A 21,170-nucleotide genomic window follows, 5' to 3' on the forward strand; every position below is an offset into this window, starting at 1 on the left:
AGAAAAGACAGCCCCGATGTGAAAGACGGGGTTGTTTTTTTTAGGCGATCGCTGTATTAGCAAACACAGACTAACTTAACATCGGGACTATACTTACGAAAGAAGTGGGGGGTAAACAATAAAGATTATTTTATTTAGTAAGGACAGCAATCGGACTAAAGATGATTTACCTGGTAGTTTCTCCGCCAAAAAGAGCGCTCAGCCCTGAAAAACAATTTTATTGTTTATTTATGGCAGAGGAAATTACCAGGTTTTTTCCACTTATCCAATTTGAGGCAAAAGACAAAATATCAAGACCGCTGGACGTTGTGATATTTATCGATAAATAATTAACAGAGGAGTAATAGAAATGACTGAATCGCTCGATAAAAATAACTTTTTATATCCACAAAATTCCTATCGTGGCCAGTTAACTCCAGAGCATTTACTTTATAATGCCAATTTGCAAGAATTAGCTCAAAAAGTTTCTTATATCTCTGCATTAGAAACAGGCGGTAAAATTTCTGCCACACAGGCATACGAACAAATTAAACACCTGTGGAAAGAATTTAAATATACTACGCACAACTTGGGGATTGTTCATAAAGATTAATTGAGAATTATAGTGGGAGAGTCAAAAGTCAAAAGTCAAAAGTCAAAAGTCAAAATTCCTCCCTTTCCTCCTCTCCCTCTCCCTGTTCCCTCTTGTCTCTTCCTCTAGTCCCTAACCCCTAACCCCTAACCCCTAACCCCTAACCCCGACGCCCTCACTTCTACTGACGAATCGGGATTTCGATCGCAAACTCTGTGCCTTGTCCGAGTACAGAACTACATTCTAATTTGCCATTGTGTTTTTCCTCAATAATCTGACTGCTGATCGATAAACCGAGACCCGTACCTTTACCGACGGGTTTGGTGGTAAAGAAAGGTTCAAACATCTGCTTGCGGGTATCTTGGGTCATACCAGGGCCATTATCGGCAATACATATTCTGACGCGATCGCCTACAACTTGGGTGCTAATCCAAATTGTCGGTATTGGGAATAGATTATTTTCCCCAGTCCCCATTTCCAGAGCATCAATTGCATTGCTAAGCAGATTCATAAATACCTGGTTAATTTGTCCGGGATAGCACTCTACCAAAGGCAATTCGCCGTATTCTTTAATCACCTGAATTTCTGGATGTCCTCCCTTTGCTTTGAGGCGATGTTGCAAGATGAGCAGAGTGCTATCAATTCCCTGGTGAATATCGGCGGGCTTCATTTGCTTTTCATCCAGGCGCGAGAAATTTCGCAGCGACAAAACTATTTCGCAAATGCGTTCTGCTCCCTGCTGCATAGCACACAATATTTTGGGCAAATCTTCCATCAAAAATTCTAAGTCGATCGCGTCAGTCTCAGCTTGGATCTCCTCGTGAGGTTGGGGATAGTGCTTAGCGTAGAGCTTGAGGAGATTGAGCAAATCTTCTATATATCGATGGGTGTGAGGAAGATTGCTGTAAATGCAGTTAACCGGGTTGTTAATTTCGTGAGCAACACCAGCAAGCAACTGTCCCAAACTGGACATTTTTTCAGTTTGAATCAATTGAGCTTGTGTTTTTTGAAGTTCCTGTAAAGCTGCTTGCAGTTCAGCTGCTTGTTGGCGCGATCGCGCTTCCGATTGGCGCAAAGCTTCCTCTGCCTGTTTGCGCTCGGTGATATCTTCCGCAGTACCTTCGTAATAAAGTAAATTGCCCTTTTCGTCTCGAACTGTGCGAGCGTTTTCGGAAATCCAGATAATGCTACCGTCTTTGCGATAAACCTGTGACTCGAATCTGGATATAAAGTCGTATTTTTCAATCTTAGCAACAAACTCAGCCCGCCGATAGGGATCTACATAAAGTTGTCGTCCGATATCGGTGTAACTCTGTATTAGTTCCTCCGGCGAGTCGTAACCGTAAATATGTGCCAGTGCTGGGTTAACGCTGAGGTAACGCCCATCCAGCGTTGTTTGAAAGATGCCATCCACAGCATTTTCAAAAATACTGCGATATTTAACTTCAGCTTGCCGAAGTGCTTCTGTTACAGAGTCGTGAATTTTCGACTGAGCCAAGAGTAACTGATGTACGTCTAACATTTTGTATATTCCCCGTTCGTCTTGTACAACGATCGGTTCGTAGAGCAACTCAGGCGATCGCTGTAAAGACTGCCGAGATGCTACCACAATCGACGTATTGATATTAAGGATTAAAATTTCAGTCTGAACAAAACCGTAGAGTGCAAAAATAGGTCTTTTTGAAAATAACTCGCAAGCATATGGACGGCTCATATACTCGAAAAACCGCCGCCGCGAAATCATCCCACAAAACTTACCTTGTTCGGAGAGGATGATACCGGGAAGCAAAGGGTTAGCCTTAAAAAGCTTAACCGCTTCTTCTGCCGGACAATTAGATTCAATGCTTTCTTCATAAAAATTTAGTTCTGCCAGTTTAGCATTCAAACTGGTTTTCTGTTCGCGATCTTCCTGCTTATAAAAAGCTTGGCTAACAGAGATATTGGTTTCACGCCGTCTTGCGTCTACCCGCTGTTGGTGAGGAATTGTTTTTACCAATTTAGGGTAGGTTGGTGTCAGATTTATCGTGTATTCATTTAAACTTTCTTGCACTTTTTTAGATTGGTATAACCAATTGTCCGCCTGTTCAAAACTGGTGTTGTGCAGCAGTTGCATAGCACATCCGAGAAACTACTGAATTATTACACCTAGTATGGAATTTTTTCAGGATAAGTTGAGTGACCGCAATCTCTTGTATCTTGTGATGAGATTTACAGTTAATTAGTGATGTACGTCAGTATTCCCCGTGATTACCGTTAGTGACTGATGTGACGTAAGTCACAGAGTACTTAACCCCTCTACGCTCTCGCCAAGGGAAGCCACAGCACCAAACTCAGGAGCGTCACAAAAAGAACGGGTAAGGTGAGAATTATGCTGATACTCACATACTCTCCCCAGCTGATGCGTAACCCCTTGCGATCGAGAACGTGCAACCACAGCAGGGTAGATAGACTACCGGTGGGGGTTATCTTTGCGCCAACATCGCAGCCGATCGCATTCGCGTAGACCATAGCTTGTCGAATATGAGGATCGAGATCGGCAGCATCTTGAATAGCGATCGCGTTAATCAAAACTGTAGGCAGATTATTCATCACACCAGACAATAAAGTTGCGATAAAGCCAGTACCGATCGCGGCTACAGAGAAACCCCAATCCGACAATCGCTCCAAACTGTGGCTGAGAATCGCCGTTAAACCCGCATTTCGCAGTCCCGTCACCACCAGATACATCCCCAAACTGAACACCACCACCTGCCAAGGTGCTTCGCGCAAAATCTTGCGAATGGGAATTACCGCTTTGCTTTTCGGTTGCCACCAGCGTCCCGCTAAAACCAGCAGTCCCAAAGCACCCAAACCGGCAATTAAACAAACTGGCAGCCCCAGAGGTTCTGCAAGGAAATAACCGCACAAAAGCAACCCCAACACGCCAAAACTGCAACGAAACACGAGGCGATCGCGGATTACGCTGGCCGGCGATGCCAATTCTGCAACAGAGTAGCGCGACGGGATAGAGCGATGAAAGTATAACCAGAGAACCCCCAAACTCGCAGCAGTAGCGACAAAATTCACCGGCACCATCACCAAGGCGTACTCGCCAAAGGAAATATGGAAATAGTCAGCGCAGATAATGTTGACCAAATTGCTCACCGTGAGCGGCAGACTGGTGGCGTCAGCGATAAAACCGGTCGCCATCACGAAGGCAAGGGTAGCTTGGAAACCAAAACCCAGCACTAACAGCATTTCCATCACAATCGGGTTGAGAATTAGAGCAGTACCATCATTGGTAAACAAAGCCGTCACCACCGCTCCCAGCAGAATCACCAACGGGTACAGTAACTTACCTCTACCCTTACCCCACTGAGCCACATGAAGTGCCAACCAACGAAAAAAACCAGCTTCATCCAAAATTAGGGAAATCACGATTAAAGCTACTAGGGTGAAGGTGGCGTTCCAAACAATTTGCCAAACTTCTGGAATATCTTTCCAGCTAACCACACCTGTAGCGAGAGCCAAAATAGCTCCTCCCACGGCGCTAAAGCCGATACCCAATCCTCGCGGCTGCCAGATGACAAGGGTGAGAGTGAAAATGAAGATTGCGATCGCCTTCGGTGCGACACTGATATCTATCGGTATTGTCATCAAAAGCATATTTTTACAAGTCAGTTACGTACTGCCAGCCTAGTTTAAGGGAACGTTAATTCAGATATATATAGCTTCTTCTATCTAAAGGTAGAGAAGAATGTAAACCCAAAGAGTGATATTAACAACCGACAAATTATTTTTAGGGAGGTATACTATTCAACATTATCCCGCTAGGTAAGGAGCCATATTCGGTGCATAAAATAAAATCTACCCAGTACTCCTTAACTGTCATTCAAGCTCAAGTATATCAACTCGTGCATGAAGGTATTGTCAGTCGGGAGCAACGCATTTATACGCTTTGGAAACATATGTCTGCTTGGGAATGGTGTCGAATTGAGCAAGAGTTAGAAAAAAGCAACTTTCTGCTCAGGGATTGTATTGGCGATTTGATTGGCTGGGAAGGATAAAATAAACAAAGTCAAAAGTCACCCGATTTTGGATTTTGGATTGACTCCGCCTTAATTATCAAAAAGGCGTATTGCCTGACTGACTGGTTGCGGGAATAGGTACTGCCAAATTGCGAATCCGCCTATCTTCCGCCGCACTAACATCCGGAATGTTGTAAGGATTGCTGGCAAAATTTTCAGCTAAATAATCTTGTAAAGCTTTTTGTTCCCCAATCCCTGTATCTAAAGAATTAGTTGCCGGAAATTTGGGGAACGGATAGCGATCGCCACCACCTGCCAAAAACTTTAACGTCACGATTCGGAAAGTGCGATTGGGATTGCCGACAAGTTGACCGTTCTGAACAACGGTATCGATAATATTGTCGTTGCGATCTCTAACATTTAAAGAGATAACTCGACTTCCGGCTGGTAAATTTGGATTAAAAGTAAAAGCCATTCCTCCCACCTGCGGGAAACGTCCCGGCGTGCGTCCCGGTGCGGTATCTGCGACGCCGTGTTCGATTACTTGCTGCAACTGTTGTGCGGTTACTGTCAGCAAAGTGAGTTGGTTATGAAACCGCAAACTATTTTCAATATCCAATTGGGAAATTTCACCAGCTTTTTTGCCTACACTGGGATTGGCAACAGGAGGAATTTTTTTACCTGCATTTGGATCGTTACCGCCAGAACCAACAATTGCACCGATCGATTCCCGAATACCGCCGCCATTTTTGAGCGAAATTACCACAGAAGAGTCAATTTTGCGAGCCGCAGATAAGTTCGCATCAGCAGTCAGGTTGCCCAAATTTGTTTCTTCTGTGCGAACCGAGTTTCTTTCACCGTTGAGGTAAACATTAGTCAATCCAAAAGTATTGGCATCTTTGGTATTAATAACTTGTCGCAACGCTTGGGTGACTTGTACCACTTTCGGATCGGGAGGAAAATTCCCAGTTGCAATTACTCCTCGATCGTCAGCAGCGTAAGCGCCGCTAATATTGGGATCTATACTTCCCGGAACTATACGTCCTTGAGGGTCGAATTCGGCAACCAAACGACCAACATATTTATAGTTACTGGTTGTATTGACGATCGCGATCGGTTCGCCGCTAGCGGATGTTCTGAGGATGGGATAAACGCCTTTAGAAGTATCGCCAACGCGCAGGCGATCGGTGCGATCGCATAACAGCGTGTGAGAACCCCCCGCCACAATTATATCCACACCCCGCAAACGCCCAGCTAAATTTACTTCAATATCCAACTGCTGCATATGAGCCAGCAGAATTATTTTGTTAATTCCTTGTGCAATGAGGGCATCAACTGATGCTTGAATAATCGCAGCTAAAGCATCTAAATCCGCCGAATTTGGCGGGAAAACTCCCACATCTCCAGTTGTAGAAATACTACGCAACATGGGCGTTGTCGCACCAACAACACCGAATCTTTCCGCCCCAACTGTAATTACAACACTTTTGGCAATACTATTAGGGATAGTGCTGGCTGCTTGATTATCCTGTACTACCAAATCCCGCAGACTGCTATCCGTAGCAAAATTCAAATTAGCACTGAGATAGGGAAACGACGTACCGGGATATGCTTTATCTTTGACAATTAAAGTTCTTACCTGTCTAGTACCTTGGTCAAATTCGTGGTTTCCGAAAACGCTGGCTTGGAAACCCATAGCATTGAGTATTGTAATATCGCCGCGCCCTATATCTTCCCTACCCAAAAGCGATTTGAGACTGGGGTCGCTGCTAGCAGCCAAAAAGGGGCCGGGAATATAATTGTCCCCTGAAGATAAAGTTAATGTTTGGTTGGGAAATTGCGATCGCAGTGCGTTGAGAACCGACGAAAACCTGGGAGCATCGTCTAAAGCGGGAATTCCCGCTTCAAAATCAGAAGCGTGCAACAACTGTAGCACGAAACTGCCAGGAATCGCACTCACTGCTACCGCCCGATCTTGAGATCGATCGGATTGGATTGCGAAGTAGTGTGGGAAAGCGCTCTCGAAGACTCCAGCTAGTAAATAGGTGCAGGTAAATAAAGTAAAAACGATAACAAGATGTCTAGCCAGCCTAAAACCTCTTCTGGTGAGGGTTTGAAAGCTATATAGTAGTTTGGGGATCTTCACTGCAATTCAAAAGGTAATCAGCCCGTATTGTCGATTAACGCAAGTTACTACTTATTTTTCAGGTTGTAGGGTCGATCGTATCATGTCATTACGCATCTATTGCCTAAAAAAATCGGGTTCTTCCGTACAAAGGTGTGCTAACTTAAGTTAAATTTGTCCTCTAGGCTTTGCTAAGTAAGGTTTTCAGATTATTTATACCTTAGTTTACCTATGACAACTTGCTTCTGAAGGGACAATCGCCTTGAAATCCCAGCTAAGTAAGAGTTAGGACACGAAAAAACTAATCATTTGGTACACTAAGTACGGAAAATCCGACATTTGAAGATAAGTTACACAGGTCAGCACTATGAGGAAAGTAGCAGAGTCTAAGAACCATCCAGAGATCGAGCAAGTCATTCTTTACGAACCTGAACTTGATGAAGGTGTATATGCTTTTCCACGCACATCACTCAATGATGGTTTTGCAATTGGTGATATTTTTTACCAAAATTGGCAGGATGCAGAAGAATCTTGCGAACAAGAATACGGAATTTCTAAGGATGACTGGAAAGTGATTCCCGACCCCCTACCAAACTGTCAACAAGACTGGATTGCACCAGTTCGAGTAATAGGTCGAAATACAGGAACACCGCAATGGGGAAAATTAGAGAAACTGATTGATGGTAAATGGGTGGAGATAGAGCTATTAGATGGAATGTGGGCGGAAAAAAATATTTCACTTTAGGTTACTAAGACCGGGTTAGATTATTTAAGAGGGGGTTAATACCATGACAATTCAGATATCAGTAGATGAAATGGAGCAATTTTTTAAGCGGTTAATTCAAAGAATAAAAGATGACAAAATTGATTTTATAGATGTGGAAACGGACTATTATTGGATTATTAATAGCGATGTGTGGGACAACTTTGACGTAACTCCTGATATATCTGTAGGTTCTCTTATAGATGACTGGAACTCTCTACAAAAAGTTTTAACATCCGAACAAATGGTAACTTACTTAGACTACGACCGTTTTGCTAGCATCCTTAGAGCGCTGTCTGAAACAATTAGCCCATTAAAGAAAAAAAATATTGAAAATAGTAGTCCTTAAATTATTAATTGTCTGTTGATTTAAGCGGATTGAACAAATAGAAGTCGGGGAATTGTCACGAAAGAATGACGACTGACCAAAAAAAGCCTCTCCCTTGTATCGCAGGAGAGGCTTACATCTGAGGTTAGCGGAGAAAATTTGTTGAATTTTACAAGCCTACAGCGATCGCACCGGCAATTGCCGAAGCCACGGCAGAAGTAAGCGCGGTGCCAAATAACCACCAAGAAGCACTTTCAGCCGCTTTGCGGGTTTCTTCGGCTTGTTTGGCGGCTTGGCGCTTCACATCTTCCACCCGTCGCTGCGCTTCTTGCTGAATGCGTTCTGCGCGTTGCAGTACGTTGTTGCGAGCGCCTTCGATTTGGTCGATCAAGCGATTGGCGTCAGCTTCAGAGATATCCTCGCGGGAACTCAAAATCGCTACCAGCGTATCGCGGTTGAACTGACTCAAACGATAGCGCAGAGCGTCAAAACCGGCTTGCGGGTCGTCAAACAACTGACGAACATCGCGTTTAATGCCATCATAGTTGAGTTCGGGCCGATCGAGAGAATTGAGGTAATTGCGGATTTGGGCAAAAACGCTGTCGATCGCATCTTGAATTTGGCGTTGAACGCTCCGCACTTGTTCCACAAACCGATCGCGCACGGCGAGGACTCGATCTACAATTTGAGCGGCTTCCTCTGGAGAAATATCCGGACGCTGAGACAGCAAGGATATCACCGTATCGCGGTCGATGCGAGCGAGGCGATCGCCCAAACTCTCCATCCCTGTACGGGGGTCGTGCAACACCAGAGACAAATCGCGCTTAATACCTTCTGGATTGAGAGCATCTTTACCGGTATTACGCAGGTAATCTTCCAAAGTAGCTTGGAAATCCCGCACAGTGGCTGTAGTCCGTTGCGCGAAGCGGCGAGGCGCTTTCACGATGCTGCGAATCGTATCCTGTACGCGATCGATAATTTGATTGACCTGTTCTTCGCTGAGGTCTTGGCGTTGACTGAGCAACTTCACCAGGGTATCGCGATCGACCTGAGATAGACGTGAGCGTAAAGCCAAACTACCTTCTTTAGGATTATTGAACAGTCTGGCTAAATCGCGAGAGATTCCTTCGGGATTGAGTTCTTCCTTACCGGTGTTCCGCAGGTAATCGCTAATCGCGGTCGTAACGCGATCGTACTGCTCTTTGGTTTTGTCAACCACAACTTGCGGTGCGTGGAAAACGTTATTCCAAGTTGATTGGACGCGATCGATAATTTGATTTACTTGGTCTTCGCTCAAATCTTGGCGCTGACTGAGCAGTTTCACCAAAGTATCGCGATCGAAGCGAGACAGGCGTGCGCGGATCAGGTAAGTTCCCGCCGTGGGATTGTTCAACAAGGTAGCCAGATCCCGCTTAATACCATCGGGATTGAGTTCTTCCTTGCCAGTGTTACGCAAGTACGATTCCAAATTCAACCACAATGCTTCTGCTTCCGCTTTGGCGCGGTCTTGCAGACCTTTGGCTTCCACGATCGCACGATCGCGAGTTTGTTCCAAATCGCCGATAATTCTATCTCTTTCTTCCGGCGTTATTTCTGGACGCTGACCGAGGATTTGCAAGAAAGCGGCGCGGTCAAATTGAGAGTAGCGATCGCGCAACTCTTCATAACTGGCATCGGAGTCTGAGAGAATTGCTTTGAAATCGCGTTTAATCGCATCTGAATTCAAATCTTCGTAACGAGTATCGCGCAGATAATTTTCTACTCGCGTGCGGAGATCCAGAGTTCTTTCTTCCTTCTCCCGATACTGAACGCTAGCGAGAACTTCTTGCCGAACTTCTTCTAAGCGATCGGCAATTTGATTGAGTTCATCTTGGGTAAACAAACCCCGCGACTGAAGCAAATCTACAAAATCCGATCGCTTGATTTGTTCCAGTTGACGGCGAACAGTTGCCGGATCGGCATCGGGGTCGTAAATTACCTGTCTGAATTCGTGCTTAATAGTTTCCCGGTTAAAGTGCCAGGGATAAGAATTGAGCAGGTAGTTTTCTACATCCAATCTAATCGTATTGGGAGTGCCGGGTAAAGCTGGGATATTCTCTTTCACCTGAGAACTTAGCTTATCTGCTCCAGATGTTAGTTGCTCTCGCAAACCTTGCAGTCGATTTAAGATAGTTTGAATATCCAAATCGGAAAGATCGCTTCTGCCGAGAAGTACTCCGGTAATTGCGGTCATCGCCATTTGCCGCGCTTGTCCCATCAAACCGGGAGTTTTCTCTGTTTGTTCTTGAGTTGCTTGGCGCGAGGAGCGCATTTCTGCGATCAATTGGTCGAGTTTGGAGTTGAGTTCTGGCGATCGCAACTCTTTAGCTTGTGCTGATTTGAGATAATCGAGCAATTCGCCCATCACATCTCGTCCTTGGGTGTGATTGACTGCTTGATTCCAAGTGTCTTGTAGGGCGTCTGCGATTCGATTGGCGTCGCGTTTGGAGAGATTGGTGTTGTTACTTACCAAGTCTACAAATGTTTGACGATTGATATCGCGAAGGTTGTTGGGTGCGATCGCTTTCAATTGAGGGTTATTCAGCAGCTTTTCAAATTCCTTTCTGACGCCTTGCACATCTAATTCTGGCGGACGCAGGGTCTGTAAATAATCTTCTAATGTTTCCCGTACAGATGTGGGGTCGATCGCTGCACCTAATTGCCGACCGACTGCGGCGGCTGCGGCTTCGGCGGTAGCAACTACCTGTTGACTGGCTGCTTTAGCACCCAAGGCGGCGGTTGCGGTTCCCAAAATCGCTTGAAAACCGGAAGTCGCCGTGTTAATCACCGAACCGATTAAGGAACCGACTGTTGTCGAACTTACCCAAACGAGTAGGGAGAAATACGCGCCCCAGATTACCAAACCCAGAATAGCGCCCAAACCCGCATTGAGAGGGCTGAGGAGGCTGAGATTGACTGCTAGGAAACAAGCAAAGAATAAAGCGATCGTCACAGTAACCAGAGTCCAGATGCCGACGGCTTTGCCAACTTTACGGATTGTGCCGCCGAAGCTACTTTGATCGTCGCTATCATCATCATCGTCGGATCTTCGTCCGATGTATGAAATTCCGGCGGCAACTGAGAGGTTTGTCAGCAGCAATTGAAAAGCAAAAGCCAGTACTATTCCAGCAATCAAGACTACGAAAAATTGTGGGCCAGAAAGCAGTCCTGCTGCTTCTGCTGGTGTGGTAACGGCTCGATCGTTTGGAGTAACCTGAGCTATCCAGAATGGCTGGCTGTACAATCCCAGCGTTAATCTGGCAATATCAAACATAGTATTTTCCTCATCCAATCTTATTTTCCCGCCGAGATAAAGATTCCGAGAGTATAAACTCTATATTTCGGCAAAACTAATGTTCTATGGCTTAGAATCGCCGGATCTGAGGGTCAAGAACATCCCTCCTAAGTCTGAAATCCATATCTGACGAGGGATAGGCTTATCTAAGAGCTTCTACCTCTTCTGTAGTAGAGAATCAAAAATTAAAAGTCAAAAGCCAAAAGTTAAAAGTTAAAAGTTAAAAGTCAAAAGTTAAAAATTAAAAGTCAAAAGTCAAAAGTCAAAAGTCAAAATTAAGAATTTCTTCCCACTCCCCCACTCCCCCACTCCCCCACTCCCTCTTTTCCACGCCCGACGCCCTAACCCCTTTGCAGCATTGCCCAAACAAATCCCGATCCGCGTCCCTGAACTCGTGCCATTTTAATCCAAAGCAAGGTCAGATGTTCCAAATGCAGGCTCATTGAGAGATTGCCTGTATCAACAGGTTCCCAGCCTAACTGACGGCAAAGTTCGGCAACGGTTTCTTTGGCAGCCAAGTCATTTCCGGCTATCAACATCGCAGGTTTAATATCTCCGTAGCCTGGATAGAAGCTATCTTCAAAGTTTTCAAAGCCGTAGATTGTAAATGCTTTGACGACGCGAGCGTTCGGTACGAGTTCCTGTACTTTCTCGCTTCCTGAAATCTTGCTTTCCAGTCCGTGGGAAAGATTTGCTCCTACAGGATTGGTACAATCAACTAACACTTTACCATCGAGTGCTGCTCCCAAACTGGTAAGAGCAGGTTCAATGGCTGCAAAGGGTACGGCTAGAAATACGACTTCCGCAGATGCGATCGCTTCTGGAGGAGACTGTACAATTAGATCGGCATTGCGCGTCATGACATCGCGAATAGATGGCGAGTTAGGATCGCGGGCGGCAATACTAACATTGTGGCCTAATTTTTGTAAGCGATCGGCAAGCGGTGCGCCCACATTTCCTACACCAATAAAAGCAATGTTCATTGAATTCACCCCAACACTTCTAAGACAAGTTTGGCTGTTGCGTGACCGGAATTTTGTTGTTGTCCGGTAATGAGATTGCCGTCGCGAACGGCATAGGGAGAAAAGGCTGCTTTGGTCAGAAAGTTTGCCCCCAGTTTTTGAGCTTCATCCTCGATGCGAAAAGGCATCACTTGTTGACCGATTGCCTTATCGGCGTAGTCTTCCTCGCTGTTAGCAAAACCTGTTATAGTTTTGCTTTTGATAATATAATCTCCACTCGATAACTTCGTTTCCAAAAGCAAGCAAGTTCCGTGACAGAGAGCGGCGCTTGGTTTGCCCGACTCATAGAATTTTACAAACAAATTTGCTAATTCTTTATCCGGTCGGAAGGTAAACATGGGAGATTGACCGCCACAGACTACGATCGCATCAAAATCATTGGGGTTGAGGTTTGCGATCGCAGGTGTGTTCTCCAACAATTCCATGAATTCCGGCTTATTAATGTATTCAAGGGAAAGCGTATCATCTTTTGAGTAGCCTTGTGCATCGCGAGGGTCACTCAGGCTATCAAATTCGACTTTACCGCCTTTCGGACTGGCGATCGTCACTTGGCAACCTGCTTTGACAAAACTGTCGTAGGGATGAATCAATTCTGCTGCCCAAAAACCTACTGGCCATCCCAAAGTTGTGGAAACAGAAGGGTTGGCAACTATCATCAGAATTCGCTTTAATTTATCTGCGCTCATTAGTCTTTTTCCTAGTGCTGTAGCATTGCCGCGAAATGTAAAGAATCGTTAGATTCTTTTACCGATCATTATGGAACGGCTACAATTATTTGTCTAATAGATAATTTGTATAAGTATTATTCATAACATGAATCTTGCTGGCATTGACCTGAATCTTCTCGTTGTCTTCGATGCTTTGATGACCGAACGACACGTTACCCGTGCGGGAGAACGACTAAACTTGAGTCAACCTGCAACAAGTAATGCTTTAGCACGCTTGCGGAGTTTGCTTGGCGATGAGTTGTTTGTCAGAAGTGCGACGGGACTGCAACCGACTCCTAAAGCGCTGGAACTTGCCAAACAAATTCAACCCGCTTTGCAGCAGATTGAAACGGCACTGTTGTGCGAGGATAGTTTTGACCCAGCAACTAGCGAGATTGTATTTGCAATTGGGATGTCAGATTACACAGAATTTGTCCTGCTTCCGTTATTGATGCAAAAATTACAGGCTGTTGCACCGAGGGTGAGGATGAGAGTCAGGTCGGGCGATCGCCAAAAACTGCTATCTTTACTTGATAGCGGCGAACTGGATCTGATCTGCGGATTGTTCCCAGAACAGGTAAAATGGCACTCCCAACAGTTTCTGTTTCAGGAAAACTATGTTTGTGTCTGTCGCCGCAACCATCCTTTGATTGGAGACTCTCTTTCTCTAGAACAATATGTTGCGGCAAATCATTTGCTTGTATCTATTAAAGAAGATATGATCGGTCGAGTAGATGAGGTTTTAGCTTCAAAAAATCTCAAACGTCATATCGCCATTTCTATTCCTCACTTTACGATCGCACCGTTTATCTTGGCTCAAACCGATTTGATTGCTACGCTGGCACAACGAGTAGCGAGAAAGTTTACAGAAGTCGAGAACTTAAAAATTTTGGCTTTACCTTTAGGAATGCAAGGCTTTTCTGTATATATTCGCTGGCATATGAGCAATGAAAATAATCCCGCGAGTGTATGGCTGCGGAAAATTTTCGCAGATATGGGTAAACTGGTTGAGGAAGCTAGAGCGCCAGTCCAGTAGGCTCTACTGTATTTATGGGGATCGCAAAATTTTCTTTAACTGTAGGGTGTGTTTAGCACACAAATTAATTGTTGCTAAAATATCAAAATGTCAATAAAATACAAAACAATAAAATTCCAGTAATCGCTTTTTGAAATCAGAGAAATGGTGGAAATCTTACAAAGCCCGGACAAAGAATCTAACGAACTGGCTCAAACCCCCAGTGCGTCTGGAAAATGGGGAGCGATGCTGGGTGCGGGAATTGGTTGGTTCATGTTTGGCTTGCAGCTATACCTGGTCAATATTGCACTTCCCGTAATGGTAAAAGCGCTCGATACCAACTTTGCGACTATTCAATGGACGCTCTTAAGTTATGTGCTGATGCTGACAGTTATGGTGCTGGGTGCAGCGCGATTGGGCGATATGTACAACAAGAAGTGGTTGTACTTAGGCGGAGTAATCATGTTCACCATCGGTTGCTTGCTGTGCGGACTTGCACCGACGGTAGAATTTTTAATCGCTTTTCGGGCTTTACAAGGACTCGGTGCTGTGTTTATATCGGCGTTGCCAGTAGCGATCGTAACGGAAGCATTTCCCCAACAGGAACGGGGATGGGCGCTGGGAATTCTTAACGGGGTATTCACTTTGGGAATTGCTCTGGGACCGGCGATCGGAGGACTTTTGCTCGCGCTGGGGAACTGGCGTTTAATCTTTTTGGTAAATGTGCCGATCGGCATGATTGCGAGTTTAATAGTTGCCCTATTTGTCCCGTCTTTCTCTAGCATAAATATCAAACAAAAACTAGATTGGATTGGCGTATTTTTAATGACGCTAACATTGACTTGCTTTGCTTTGGGAATGACAAGAATACAAAGTTTTGGCTTAGGCGATCGCACAGAGCAAATTTTGCTGGCTGTGGCGGCGATCGGTTTAATTTGTTTTTTGGCGGTAGAATCTCGAATTCAAGAGCCGATGCTCGATTTGGGGATGTTTCGCTCTCTCGAATTCAGCTTTAGTTTATTGCTAGTTTGGATGGTTTATATTATCATCGCCGCGATGGATTTGATCGTACCTTTCTTTCTGGAGTTGGTTAAGCAATATTCTCCCTTGCAGGCGGGGTTATTGCTGACAGTTTTGCCGTTATCATCGGTGTTAGCTTCATTCATTGCCGGCACTATGTCCGATCGATTCGGAGAGCATACGATCGTCACAGTGGCGCTGTTGTTACTTATATTGGGGTGCTGGGCGACTAGCACTTTGGACGACAAATCGACCGATTTGGGCTTTATTGTCAGGCTTGTACCGGTGCAGATGGGATTGGGAACGTTTTATGCTTCCAATAGTAGCGCCGTGATGGGAACGGTGAAGCGGGAACAGTTAGGTATAGCTTCGGGTTTGTTGTCTTTCTGGCGGACATTAGGCTTAACAACAGGTGTGGCGTTACTGGGGACTTTGTTTTCAACTTCGACGATTTCTAGGGCTAATACTGCTGCTAAAATTGATGTCACAAATGCACCTGTAGAAGCATTGGTTGAAGGGGTAGACGTTACTTTTGAGTTTGCGCTAGGAATTGCGATCGCTGCCACAATTGTAGGGCTTTTTCTGTGGTGGCGATCTGTAGCTAGGGAATAGGGAAAGTCAAAAGTCAAAAGTCAAAAGTCAAAAGTCAAAAGTCAAAAATCAAAAATCAAAAGTCAAAAGTCAAAAGAAGAGGCAAATTAACTGAGTGTGCGAAGTCGGATTTGCTATTATAAGCGTTTAGCCCGAATTTTTGCTTGGATGCGATCGAACAATCCCTCATCCTTAAAAAATTTCTCTTGAATTGCATTCCATCCCCCGAATGCCTCAGCCGTAAACAATTTAGTCACCCTCGGAAATTTACCCGACAACTCTGGCGCTATTTGAAAATCTAAAGGACGAAATCCGACTTGGGCGAAAGCTCGTTGTGCTTCCGGAGTATAAAGAAATTTGACAAAAGCTTCGGCGACTTCCCGGCTACCCCTTCGATCGACATATTTATCAACTACAGCAATCGGATTATCGATGGAAATATTGATATCGGGAATGACAACAACGGTATCTTTTGCCAAACCTTCCCGCTTGGCTACAATCAACTCATTTTCATAGTTAATCAAAACATCCCCCTCTTGCTGTCGCAAAAACAAATCTGTCGCTTCTCTAGCATCTGTTGCTAATATCTTGACATTCTGAAAAACTTTCGTGACGAAATCTAAAGCTTCTGTCTCAGTACCTCCTGTTTGCGTGACAGCGCCCCAGAAAGCTAGGAAATTCCACCTTGCAATTCCAGATGTTTTTGGATCTGCTGTAATTACACTCACTCCCGGTTTAGCTAAATCCAACCAAGTATAAACTCGTTTGGGATTGTCCGCACGAGTAACAATTGCTCCTACCGTCTGAGTGACAATCCCATTATTCGGTACTCTTTTTTCCCAACCTGGTTTAATCAAACCTGCTTTTTGAATTTTGTTTGTATCCAGTGCTAATGCTAAATGCACTACATCTGCTGGCAATCCATTAATCACCGCTTTTGCTTGCGTGCTAGAGGCGGCAAAACTTAAACGAAATTTTACTTCTTGGTTATGTTCGCGCCGCCATTTTTCTTTGAATAAAGGTACTATTTCTGTGTAAGCTGCTTTGGTGATGGAGAACGAAACTAAACTTAGTTCGATCGGTTTGCGTTTCTGCGCGATCGATTGTATTTGCGCTACAGGAGATGAGGTTGGCAAAATATTTTCTTTACCACAGGCACGGATCGAGAGACTCAAACTGAGACTAATCGTTACTAACAGAAGGAAAATGTAATTTTTGTAACGTTGGCCAAATGGCCCTAATTTAGACCTAAGATTAGCGATCGGCACTTGAGGATATCTCATCAAAAAACTCCTTGAGATTGGTTGACTTTAAGCATGAATGCAAAACTCTTTGTAGGGTGCGGCTTTGCTCACCCTATGACTGTGCGATCTAAAAGCATTAACTGCTAGGTGTTGTCAGCTATTTGTCACTCCATAAGTAAATTTTTTTGTTAAACTACTGTTAACCGATCGGAATACCGTATATTATATTACATAGTGGTACGAACTCAGATCTTCCACCAGGTTCATCACGTTTTTTTACTGGCAATAACGAAACGTGGAACCTTTGGCTTTCCGTTCAAAAACCGGGTGTAGAGACGTTTTAATAAACATCTCTACAGCTTAACTTGTCTAGTTCATATTACTTGGGAGTTACTTACGCAGTAAGTGGCTAAAATTTACCCTTTCAAATTGCAAAAGAGAAAAATAATGTCCCTGTTAAGCCTAAAAATTTATCCTAAAATCAAGGGTTCAATTACCCGCGAAACCTTAAGCAAAATGGCTGTGAGAATTGCTTTAGTAATTATTGGTTCGACAGCCCTCAGTTATGTACATTTAATGTCAACATTAGAAAGTCAAACCAGCCGACAGCTAGAAAAATATATCGTCGAGAGGGGTCAAAGAGAAAGTAATATTTTTAGCTTAGTAGAAGATAGTCATTTTGTCTTAGAGCAAGAATTGAGGCGCAAGCTAGACGAACAGGCAAATAAAGATGTCAAAGATGAATTTGAGGTACTTTTCCAACCATCAAAAGATGGTGTAATTAGAAATAAACCAGAAGGGTTCGATCGCAGCCGTCAAGCAGGAGTTTATATAGGGAAAAACGTTCAACTCAATTCGGAAATTCGTCAGCGCGTCATGACTTTTTATAACTTAGTTATGTCTTATGGGCCAGCGTGGCGCGGTCGATTTCAAAATACCTACATTAACGCGCCTGAGAATATAGTAGTTATGTATTGGCCAGAAGTCCCTTGGGCGGAAAATGCTAAATCCGATTTATATATACCCGATGAAGAATATTTTTGGATTGCCGATCGCCAACATAATCCCTCCCGTCAGACGGTTTGCACGGGGCTTTATTACGATAAAGTTGCTAGAGATTGGATTATTTCTTGCGAGACACCTGTTGATATAGGCGATCGACAAATCGCGACTATTGGAAATGATATCATTTTGAATGAATTGCTCGATCGCACTTTAAAAGACAGCCTTCCCGGTACTTATAATCTAATCTTCAGAGAAGACGGTCTCCTAATTGCTCATCCCAAAAAGATGGATGAAATCAAAAATAAAAAAGGTAAATTTGATATAATGCAATCGGGAGACTCAGACCTAATCCGCATTTATGAATTAGTGAAAAACTTAAAGCCGGGGCAGATAGTAATTGATAATACTAAGACCCAGGAGTATCTAGCAGTTACTAAAATAAATGGCCCTAACTGGTACTTTATCACAGTTTTTCCCAAATCAATTTTAGCAGGAGTAGCATTCGATAATGCCCGATTCGTCCTAATTTTAGGTGGAATTTCCTTGCTAGTTGAAATAGGCATATTATTGTTTGTAATCAAACAACAGATCGCTACTCCTTTACATAAATTAATGGCAGCTACCGAACAGGTGGCAGTTGGAGATTTCAATATTCAACTCGATACCGCACGAGAGGATGAATTAGGGAGATTAGCGCATTCATTTAACTCAATGGCTGCGGAAGTTTATGCTCGTGAAGCGAGACTGAAACAAGCACAAGAAGCGCTCCAAAGAACTGATAAATTAAAAGATGAATTTTTAGCTAATACTTCCCACGAACTGCGGACACCCTTAAACGGCATAATTGGGATTGCCGAATCTTTGATTGAGGGAGCAACGGGTAAGCTACCACCCGCCACAATTTCTAATCTAGTTATGATTGCCAGTAGCGGTCGGAGATTGGCTAATTTAGTCAACGATATTCTGGATTTTTCTAAACTGAGGCACCAAACGATCGAACTGCAACTTAAGCCAGTGGCATTGCGAGAAATTGTAGACCTCGTAGTTACTCTCAGCCAACCTTTACTCAATCAAAAAGATTTACAATTAATCAATGATATTAGCGCAGATTTACCTTTAGTCTTGGGTGATGAAAATCGCCTTCAGCAAATCTTCCATAACCTCATCGGTAATGCGATTAAATTTACTCATAGCGGTAGTGTGAATATATCGGCTCAAGTAGTTAGTAATGCCAGCGGCGAAATTCAAGTTACTATATCCGATACAGGTATTGGCATTCCAGAAGATAAATTAGAGCGCGTCTTTGAATCTTTTGAACAAGCAGATGGTTCAACAGCGCGAATTTACGGTGGTACAGGTTTGGGTTTGGCGATTACCAAACAACTAATAGAATTACATAGCGGTAAGATTTGGGTTGAGTCTGTCCTCGATCGAGGTTCGCGATTTATCTTTACCTTACCAGTTAGTCAAGCCGCAGATGTTGAAAGTCGCGGGTTGGAAATAGCCAGAAAATATCAGTTAGCTTCATCTGGGATTTATGACTCTTTATTTTCTGTGAATGATTCAGAAAAATTAAGTACCTATAACGCACAAGAAATTATCGATCGAGTCCAAATAAATAATTATGAAGGTACACCTTACAAAATCTTAGTTGTGGATGATGAACCTGTAAATCGTCAGGTGTTGGTTAACCATTTATCTTTATATGGATATGAAATTATTGAGGCAGCTTCTGGGATAGAAGCATTAGCAATTTTGTCAAGCAGTACCAAACCTGATTTAATTTTGCTCGATGTAATGATGCCGCGCATGACTGGCTATGAAGTAACTCGGAAAATTCGCGAAACCTGGCAACCTAATGAATTACCGGTGCTATTATTAACTGCTAAAGATAGAGTTGCCGATCTAGTAGTTGGTTTAGAAGCTGGAGCCAATGATTACCTAACTAAACCGATTGCCAAAGATGAATTGTTCGCAAGGATAAAAACTCATTGTACCCAATCTAGTATCTTTTTAGAAAATTCTCGCCTTTATTTTGAATTGCAGGAATCAGAAAGGCGAGAGCGCGAACGGGCAATGCAATTGCAACAATATTTACAACAAATTCAGCAAATGCAGCTACAATTAATCCAAAATGAGAAAATGGCAGTCATCGGTCAATTAATCGCAGGTATTGCCCATGAAATTAATAATCCCCTTGCGTTTATTGACGGCAACTTAACTTATGCAGAAAACTATATAAAAGATTTAATTGATGTACTTAAATTATATCGCGACAATTTTCCCGATCCTGGGGGAGAAATAGCTCAAATAATTGAAAATATCGAGCTAGATTATCTAATAGAAGACTTGCCAACAATGGTTTTATCTATGAAAGAGGGAACCGATCGCATCCGCCAAATTAGCACGTCTTTAAGAACATTTTCGCGGGCTGATAGCACATCAAAAGTGCCATTCAATATCAATGAAGGTCTCAACAGCACATTAATGATTTTGAAGCATAAACTCAAAGCTAACACTAGCAGACCGGAGATTGAAGTGATCAAAGAATACGCGAATTTGCCCTTATTAGTCGAGTGCTATCCCGGTCAACTCAACCAGGTGTTTATGAATATAATTGCCAATGCGATCGATGCGCTTGAAGAAGCAAATCAAGGCCGTACTTTTGCTGAAATTGCAGCTAATCCCAATAAGATTATTATTCAGACTGAAGTTTTAGAAGAAGCTGCTGTCGCTATTCGCATCAAAGATAATGGCTGTGGAATGCCAGAAGAGGTAAAAACGCGGGTATTTGACCACTTATTCACGACCAAAGAAGTGGGTAAGGGGACTGGTTTGGGGTTGTCTATTTCCCGTCAGATTGTGGAAGAAAAACATGGAGGTAAGCTGACTTGTGTTTCTGCGCCTGGAGAGGGAACAGAATTTACGATTCAGATTCCGATTTAGTTGATGTTGCGATCGATGAAATTTTTATTCCTCAAAAGCAGCATATTATACAGAACAATTATGGCGATCGGCGAGACAATGGCATTTTCGATAACTTCCGGAAACAGCATTGTTTTTGCTGGTGCAGTGGATTCGCAATGGCGATAAAGAATAAAGATGAGTATGACAAGGATATTCAACAGTTCTAAATTTCTGCAACCGACTGACGGAGAACCTATTCGATCGATCGTCACGGAATCCCAGGATGCCGTCATTGTCGCTTGGTACATCAAGCCAGGTCAGCAAATTCTCCCGCACATCCATCCTAACGGACAAGATACCTGGACTGTTTTGAGCGGTCAAGGAGAATATTATTTAGATAAAGCAGGAACGACAAAGCCGATCGTTGCAGGAGATGTGGTAGTCGCTCATACCGGATGCGTACACGGAGTATTAAACAACGGCGATGAACCATTGGTTTTTATTTCAGTCGTGTCGCCAGCCGATGCGGGA

The 21,170-nt window shown here is 43.7% G+C and carries 14 protein-coding genes and 1 pseudogene; 8 read left to right on the forward strand and 7 right to left on the reverse strand.

Features of this window, described 5'->3' with window-relative positions:
• The first annotated feature begins 349 nt into the window (after positions 1–349).
• Positions 350–592 (forward strand): DUF7219 family protein, encoded by a 243-nt coding sequence (locus tag H6G03_RS11160; protein WP_190464446.1) that lies wholly within the window; start codon positions 350–352, stop codon positions 590–592.
• 160 nt (positions 593–752) lie between these two features.
• On the opposite strand, the gene H6G03_RS11165 is transcribed toward H6G03_RS11160, so the two are convergent.
• Positions 753–2,684 carry an ATP-binding protein gene (locus tag H6G03_RS11165; RefSeq protein WP_242060375.1) on the reverse strand — a complete coding sequence of 644 codons (1,932 nt, stop codon included), beginning with the start codon at positions 2,682–2,684 and terminating at the stop codon, positions 753–755.
• Positions 2,685–2,866: 182 nt separating this feature from the next.
• Entirely contained in the window at positions 2,867–4,216 is a 1,350-nt protein-coding gene (locus H6G03_RS11170) for an arsenic transporter (RefSeq protein ID WP_304609069.1), read from the reverse strand.
• 185 nt (positions 4,217–4,401) lie between these two features.
• Here H6G03_RS11170 and H6G03_RS11175 point away from each other — a divergent pair, with 185 nt between their 5' ends.
• On the forward strand, positions 4,402–4,617 hold the full coding sequence (locus tag H6G03_RS11175) for a DUF4327 family protein (RefSeq protein ID WP_322111895.1): 216 nt from the start codon (positions 4,402–4,404) through the stop codon (positions 4,615–4,617).
• A 58-nt stretch (positions 4,618–4,675) separates the two neighbouring features.
• Here H6G03_RS11175 and H6G03_RS11180 read toward each other — a convergent pair whose 3' ends face one another.
• On the reverse strand, positions 4,676–6,538 hold the full coding sequence (locus H6G03_RS11180) for a 5'-nucleotidase C-terminal domain-containing protein (RefSeq protein WP_322111896.1): 1,863 nt from the start codon (positions 6,536–6,538) through the stop codon (positions 4,676–4,678).
• Positions 6,539–7,070: 532 nt separating this feature from the next.
• On the opposite strand from H6G03_RS11180, the gene H6G03_RS11185 reads away from it, so the two are divergent.
• Positions 7,071–7,448 carry a hypothetical protein gene (locus H6G03_RS11185; protein WP_190464448.1) on the forward strand — a complete coding sequence of 126 codons (378 nt, stop codon included), beginning with the start codon at positions 7,071–7,073 and terminating at the stop codon, positions 7,446–7,448.
• A gap of 43 nt (positions 7,449–7,491) precedes the next feature.
• Positions 7,492–7,815 (forward strand): hypothetical protein, encoded by a 324-nt coding sequence (locus H6G03_RS11190; RefSeq protein WP_190464449.1) that lies wholly within the window; start codon positions 7,492–7,494, stop codon positions 7,813–7,815.
• 148 nt (positions 7,816–7,963) lie between these two features.
• Here the strand turns inward: H6G03_RS11190 and H6G03_RS11195 are convergent, their stop codons facing one another.
• From H6G03_RS11195 to H6G03_RS11205, 3 genes and pseudogenes are all read right to left on the reverse strand, one after another.
• On the reverse strand, positions 7,964–11,107 hold the full coding sequence (locus H6G03_RS11195) for an MFS transporter (RefSeq protein ID WP_190464450.1): 3,144 nt from the start codon (positions 11,105–11,107) through the stop codon (positions 7,964–7,966).
• A 362-nt stretch (positions 11,108–11,469) separates the two neighbouring features.
• A pseudogene (locus H6G03_RS11200) lies at positions 11,470–12,153 on the reverse strand (NADPH-dependent F420 reductase); the annotation flags it as partial.
• Positions 12,117–12,836 carry a DJ-1/PfpI family protein gene (locus H6G03_RS11205; RefSeq protein ID WP_199315251.1) on the reverse strand — a complete coding sequence of 240 codons (720 nt, stop codon included), beginning with the start codon at positions 12,834–12,836 and terminating at the stop codon, positions 12,117–12,119. The pseudogene H6G03_RS11200 and the gene H6G03_RS11205, both read right to left, overlap by 37 nt.
• A 127-nt stretch (positions 12,837–12,963) precedes the next feature.
• On the opposite strand from H6G03_RS11205, the gene H6G03_RS11210 reads away from it, so the two are divergent.
• Both H6G03_RS11210 and H6G03_RS11215 read left to right on the forward strand, forming a co-directional pair.
• Positions 12,964–13,893 carry a LysR family transcriptional regulator gene (locus H6G03_RS11210; RefSeq protein ID WP_190464452.1) on the forward strand — a complete coding sequence of 310 codons (930 nt, stop codon included), beginning with the start codon at positions 12,964–12,966 and terminating at the stop codon, positions 13,891–13,893.
• Between the two features lie 144 nt (positions 13,894–14,037).
• On the forward strand, positions 14,038–15,504 hold the full coding sequence (locus H6G03_RS11215) for an MFS transporter (RefSeq protein ID WP_190464453.1): 1,467 nt from the start codon (positions 14,038–14,040) through the stop codon (positions 15,502–15,504).
• Between the two features lie 116 nt (positions 15,505–15,620).
• Here H6G03_RS11215 and H6G03_RS11220 read toward each other — a convergent pair whose 3' ends face one another.
• Complete coding sequence (locus H6G03_RS11220) at positions 15,621–16,766, reverse strand: sulfate ABC transporter substrate-binding protein (protein WP_190464454.1); 1,146 nt, start codon at positions 16,764–16,766, stop codon at positions 15,621–15,623.
• A gap of 408 nt (positions 16,767–17,174) precedes the next feature.
• Between H6G03_RS11220 and H6G03_RS38775 the strand changes: the two genes are divergently transcribed.
• Positions 17,175–20,678, forward strand: coding sequence for an ATP-binding protein (locus H6G03_RS38775; protein WP_255512215.1), 3,504 nt, complete (start codon positions 17,175–17,177; stop codon positions 20,676–20,678).
• Positions 20,679–20,834: 156 nt separating this feature from the next.
• The coding region (locus H6G03_RS11230; RefSeq protein WP_190464455.1) for a cupin domain-containing protein at positions 20,835–21,170 on the forward strand (336 nt) is incomplete at its 3' end.

Source organism: Aerosakkonema funiforme FACHB-1375, assembly GCF_014696265.1.
Taxonomy (GTDB): domain Bacteria; phylum Cyanobacteriota; class Cyanobacteriia; order Cyanobacteriales; family Aerosakkonemataceae; genus Aerosakkonema; species Aerosakkonema funiforme_A.

What these genes read in the sequence shown, in the direction of transcription:
- H6G03_RS11160 (WP_190464446.1), top strand. Translation starts at nt 350, where the DNA reads ATGACTGAATCGCTCGATAAAAATAACTTTTTATATCCACAAAATTCC.
- H6G03_RS11165 (WP_242060375.1), bottom strand. Translation starts at nt 2,684, where the DNA reads ATGCAACTGCTGCACAACACCAGTTTTGAACAGGCGGACAATTGGTTA.
- H6G03_RS11170 (WP_304609069.1), bottom strand. Translation starts at nt 4,216, where the DNA reads ATGCTTTTGATGACAATACCGATAGATATCAGTGTCGCACCGAAGGCG.
- H6G03_RS11185 (WP_190464448.1), top strand. Translation starts at nt 7,071, where the DNA reads ATGAGGAAAGTAGCAGAGTCTAAGAACCATCCAGAGATCGAGCAAGTC.
- H6G03_RS11190 (WP_190464449.1), top strand. Translation starts at nt 7,492, where the DNA reads ATGACAATTCAGATATCAGTAGATGAAATGGAGCAATTTTTTAAGCGG.
- H6G03_RS11195 (WP_190464450.1), bottom strand. Translation starts at nt 11,107, where the DNA reads ATGTTTGATATTGCCAGATTAACGCTGGGATTGTACAGCCAGCCATTC.
- H6G03_RS11205 (WP_199315251.1), bottom strand. Translation starts at nt 12,836, where the DNA reads ATGAGCGCAGATAAATTAAAGCGAATTCTGATGATAGTTGCCAACCCT.
- H6G03_RS11210 (WP_190464452.1), top strand. Translation starts at nt 12,964, where the DNA reads ATGAATCTTGCTGGCATTGACCTGAATCTTCTCGTTGTCTTCGATGCT.
- H6G03_RS11215 (WP_190464453.1), top strand. Translation starts at nt 14,038, where the DNA reads ATGGTGGAAATCTTACAAAGCCCGGACAAAGAATCTAACGAACTGGCT.
- H6G03_RS11220 (WP_190464454.1), bottom strand. Translation starts at nt 16,766, where the DNA reads ATGAGATATCCTCAAGTGCCGATCGCTAATCTTAGGTCTAAATTAGGG.
- H6G03_RS38775 (WP_255512215.1), top strand. Translation starts at nt 17,175, where the DNA reads ATGTCCCTGTTAAGCCTAAAAATTTATCCTAAAATCAAGGGTTCAATT.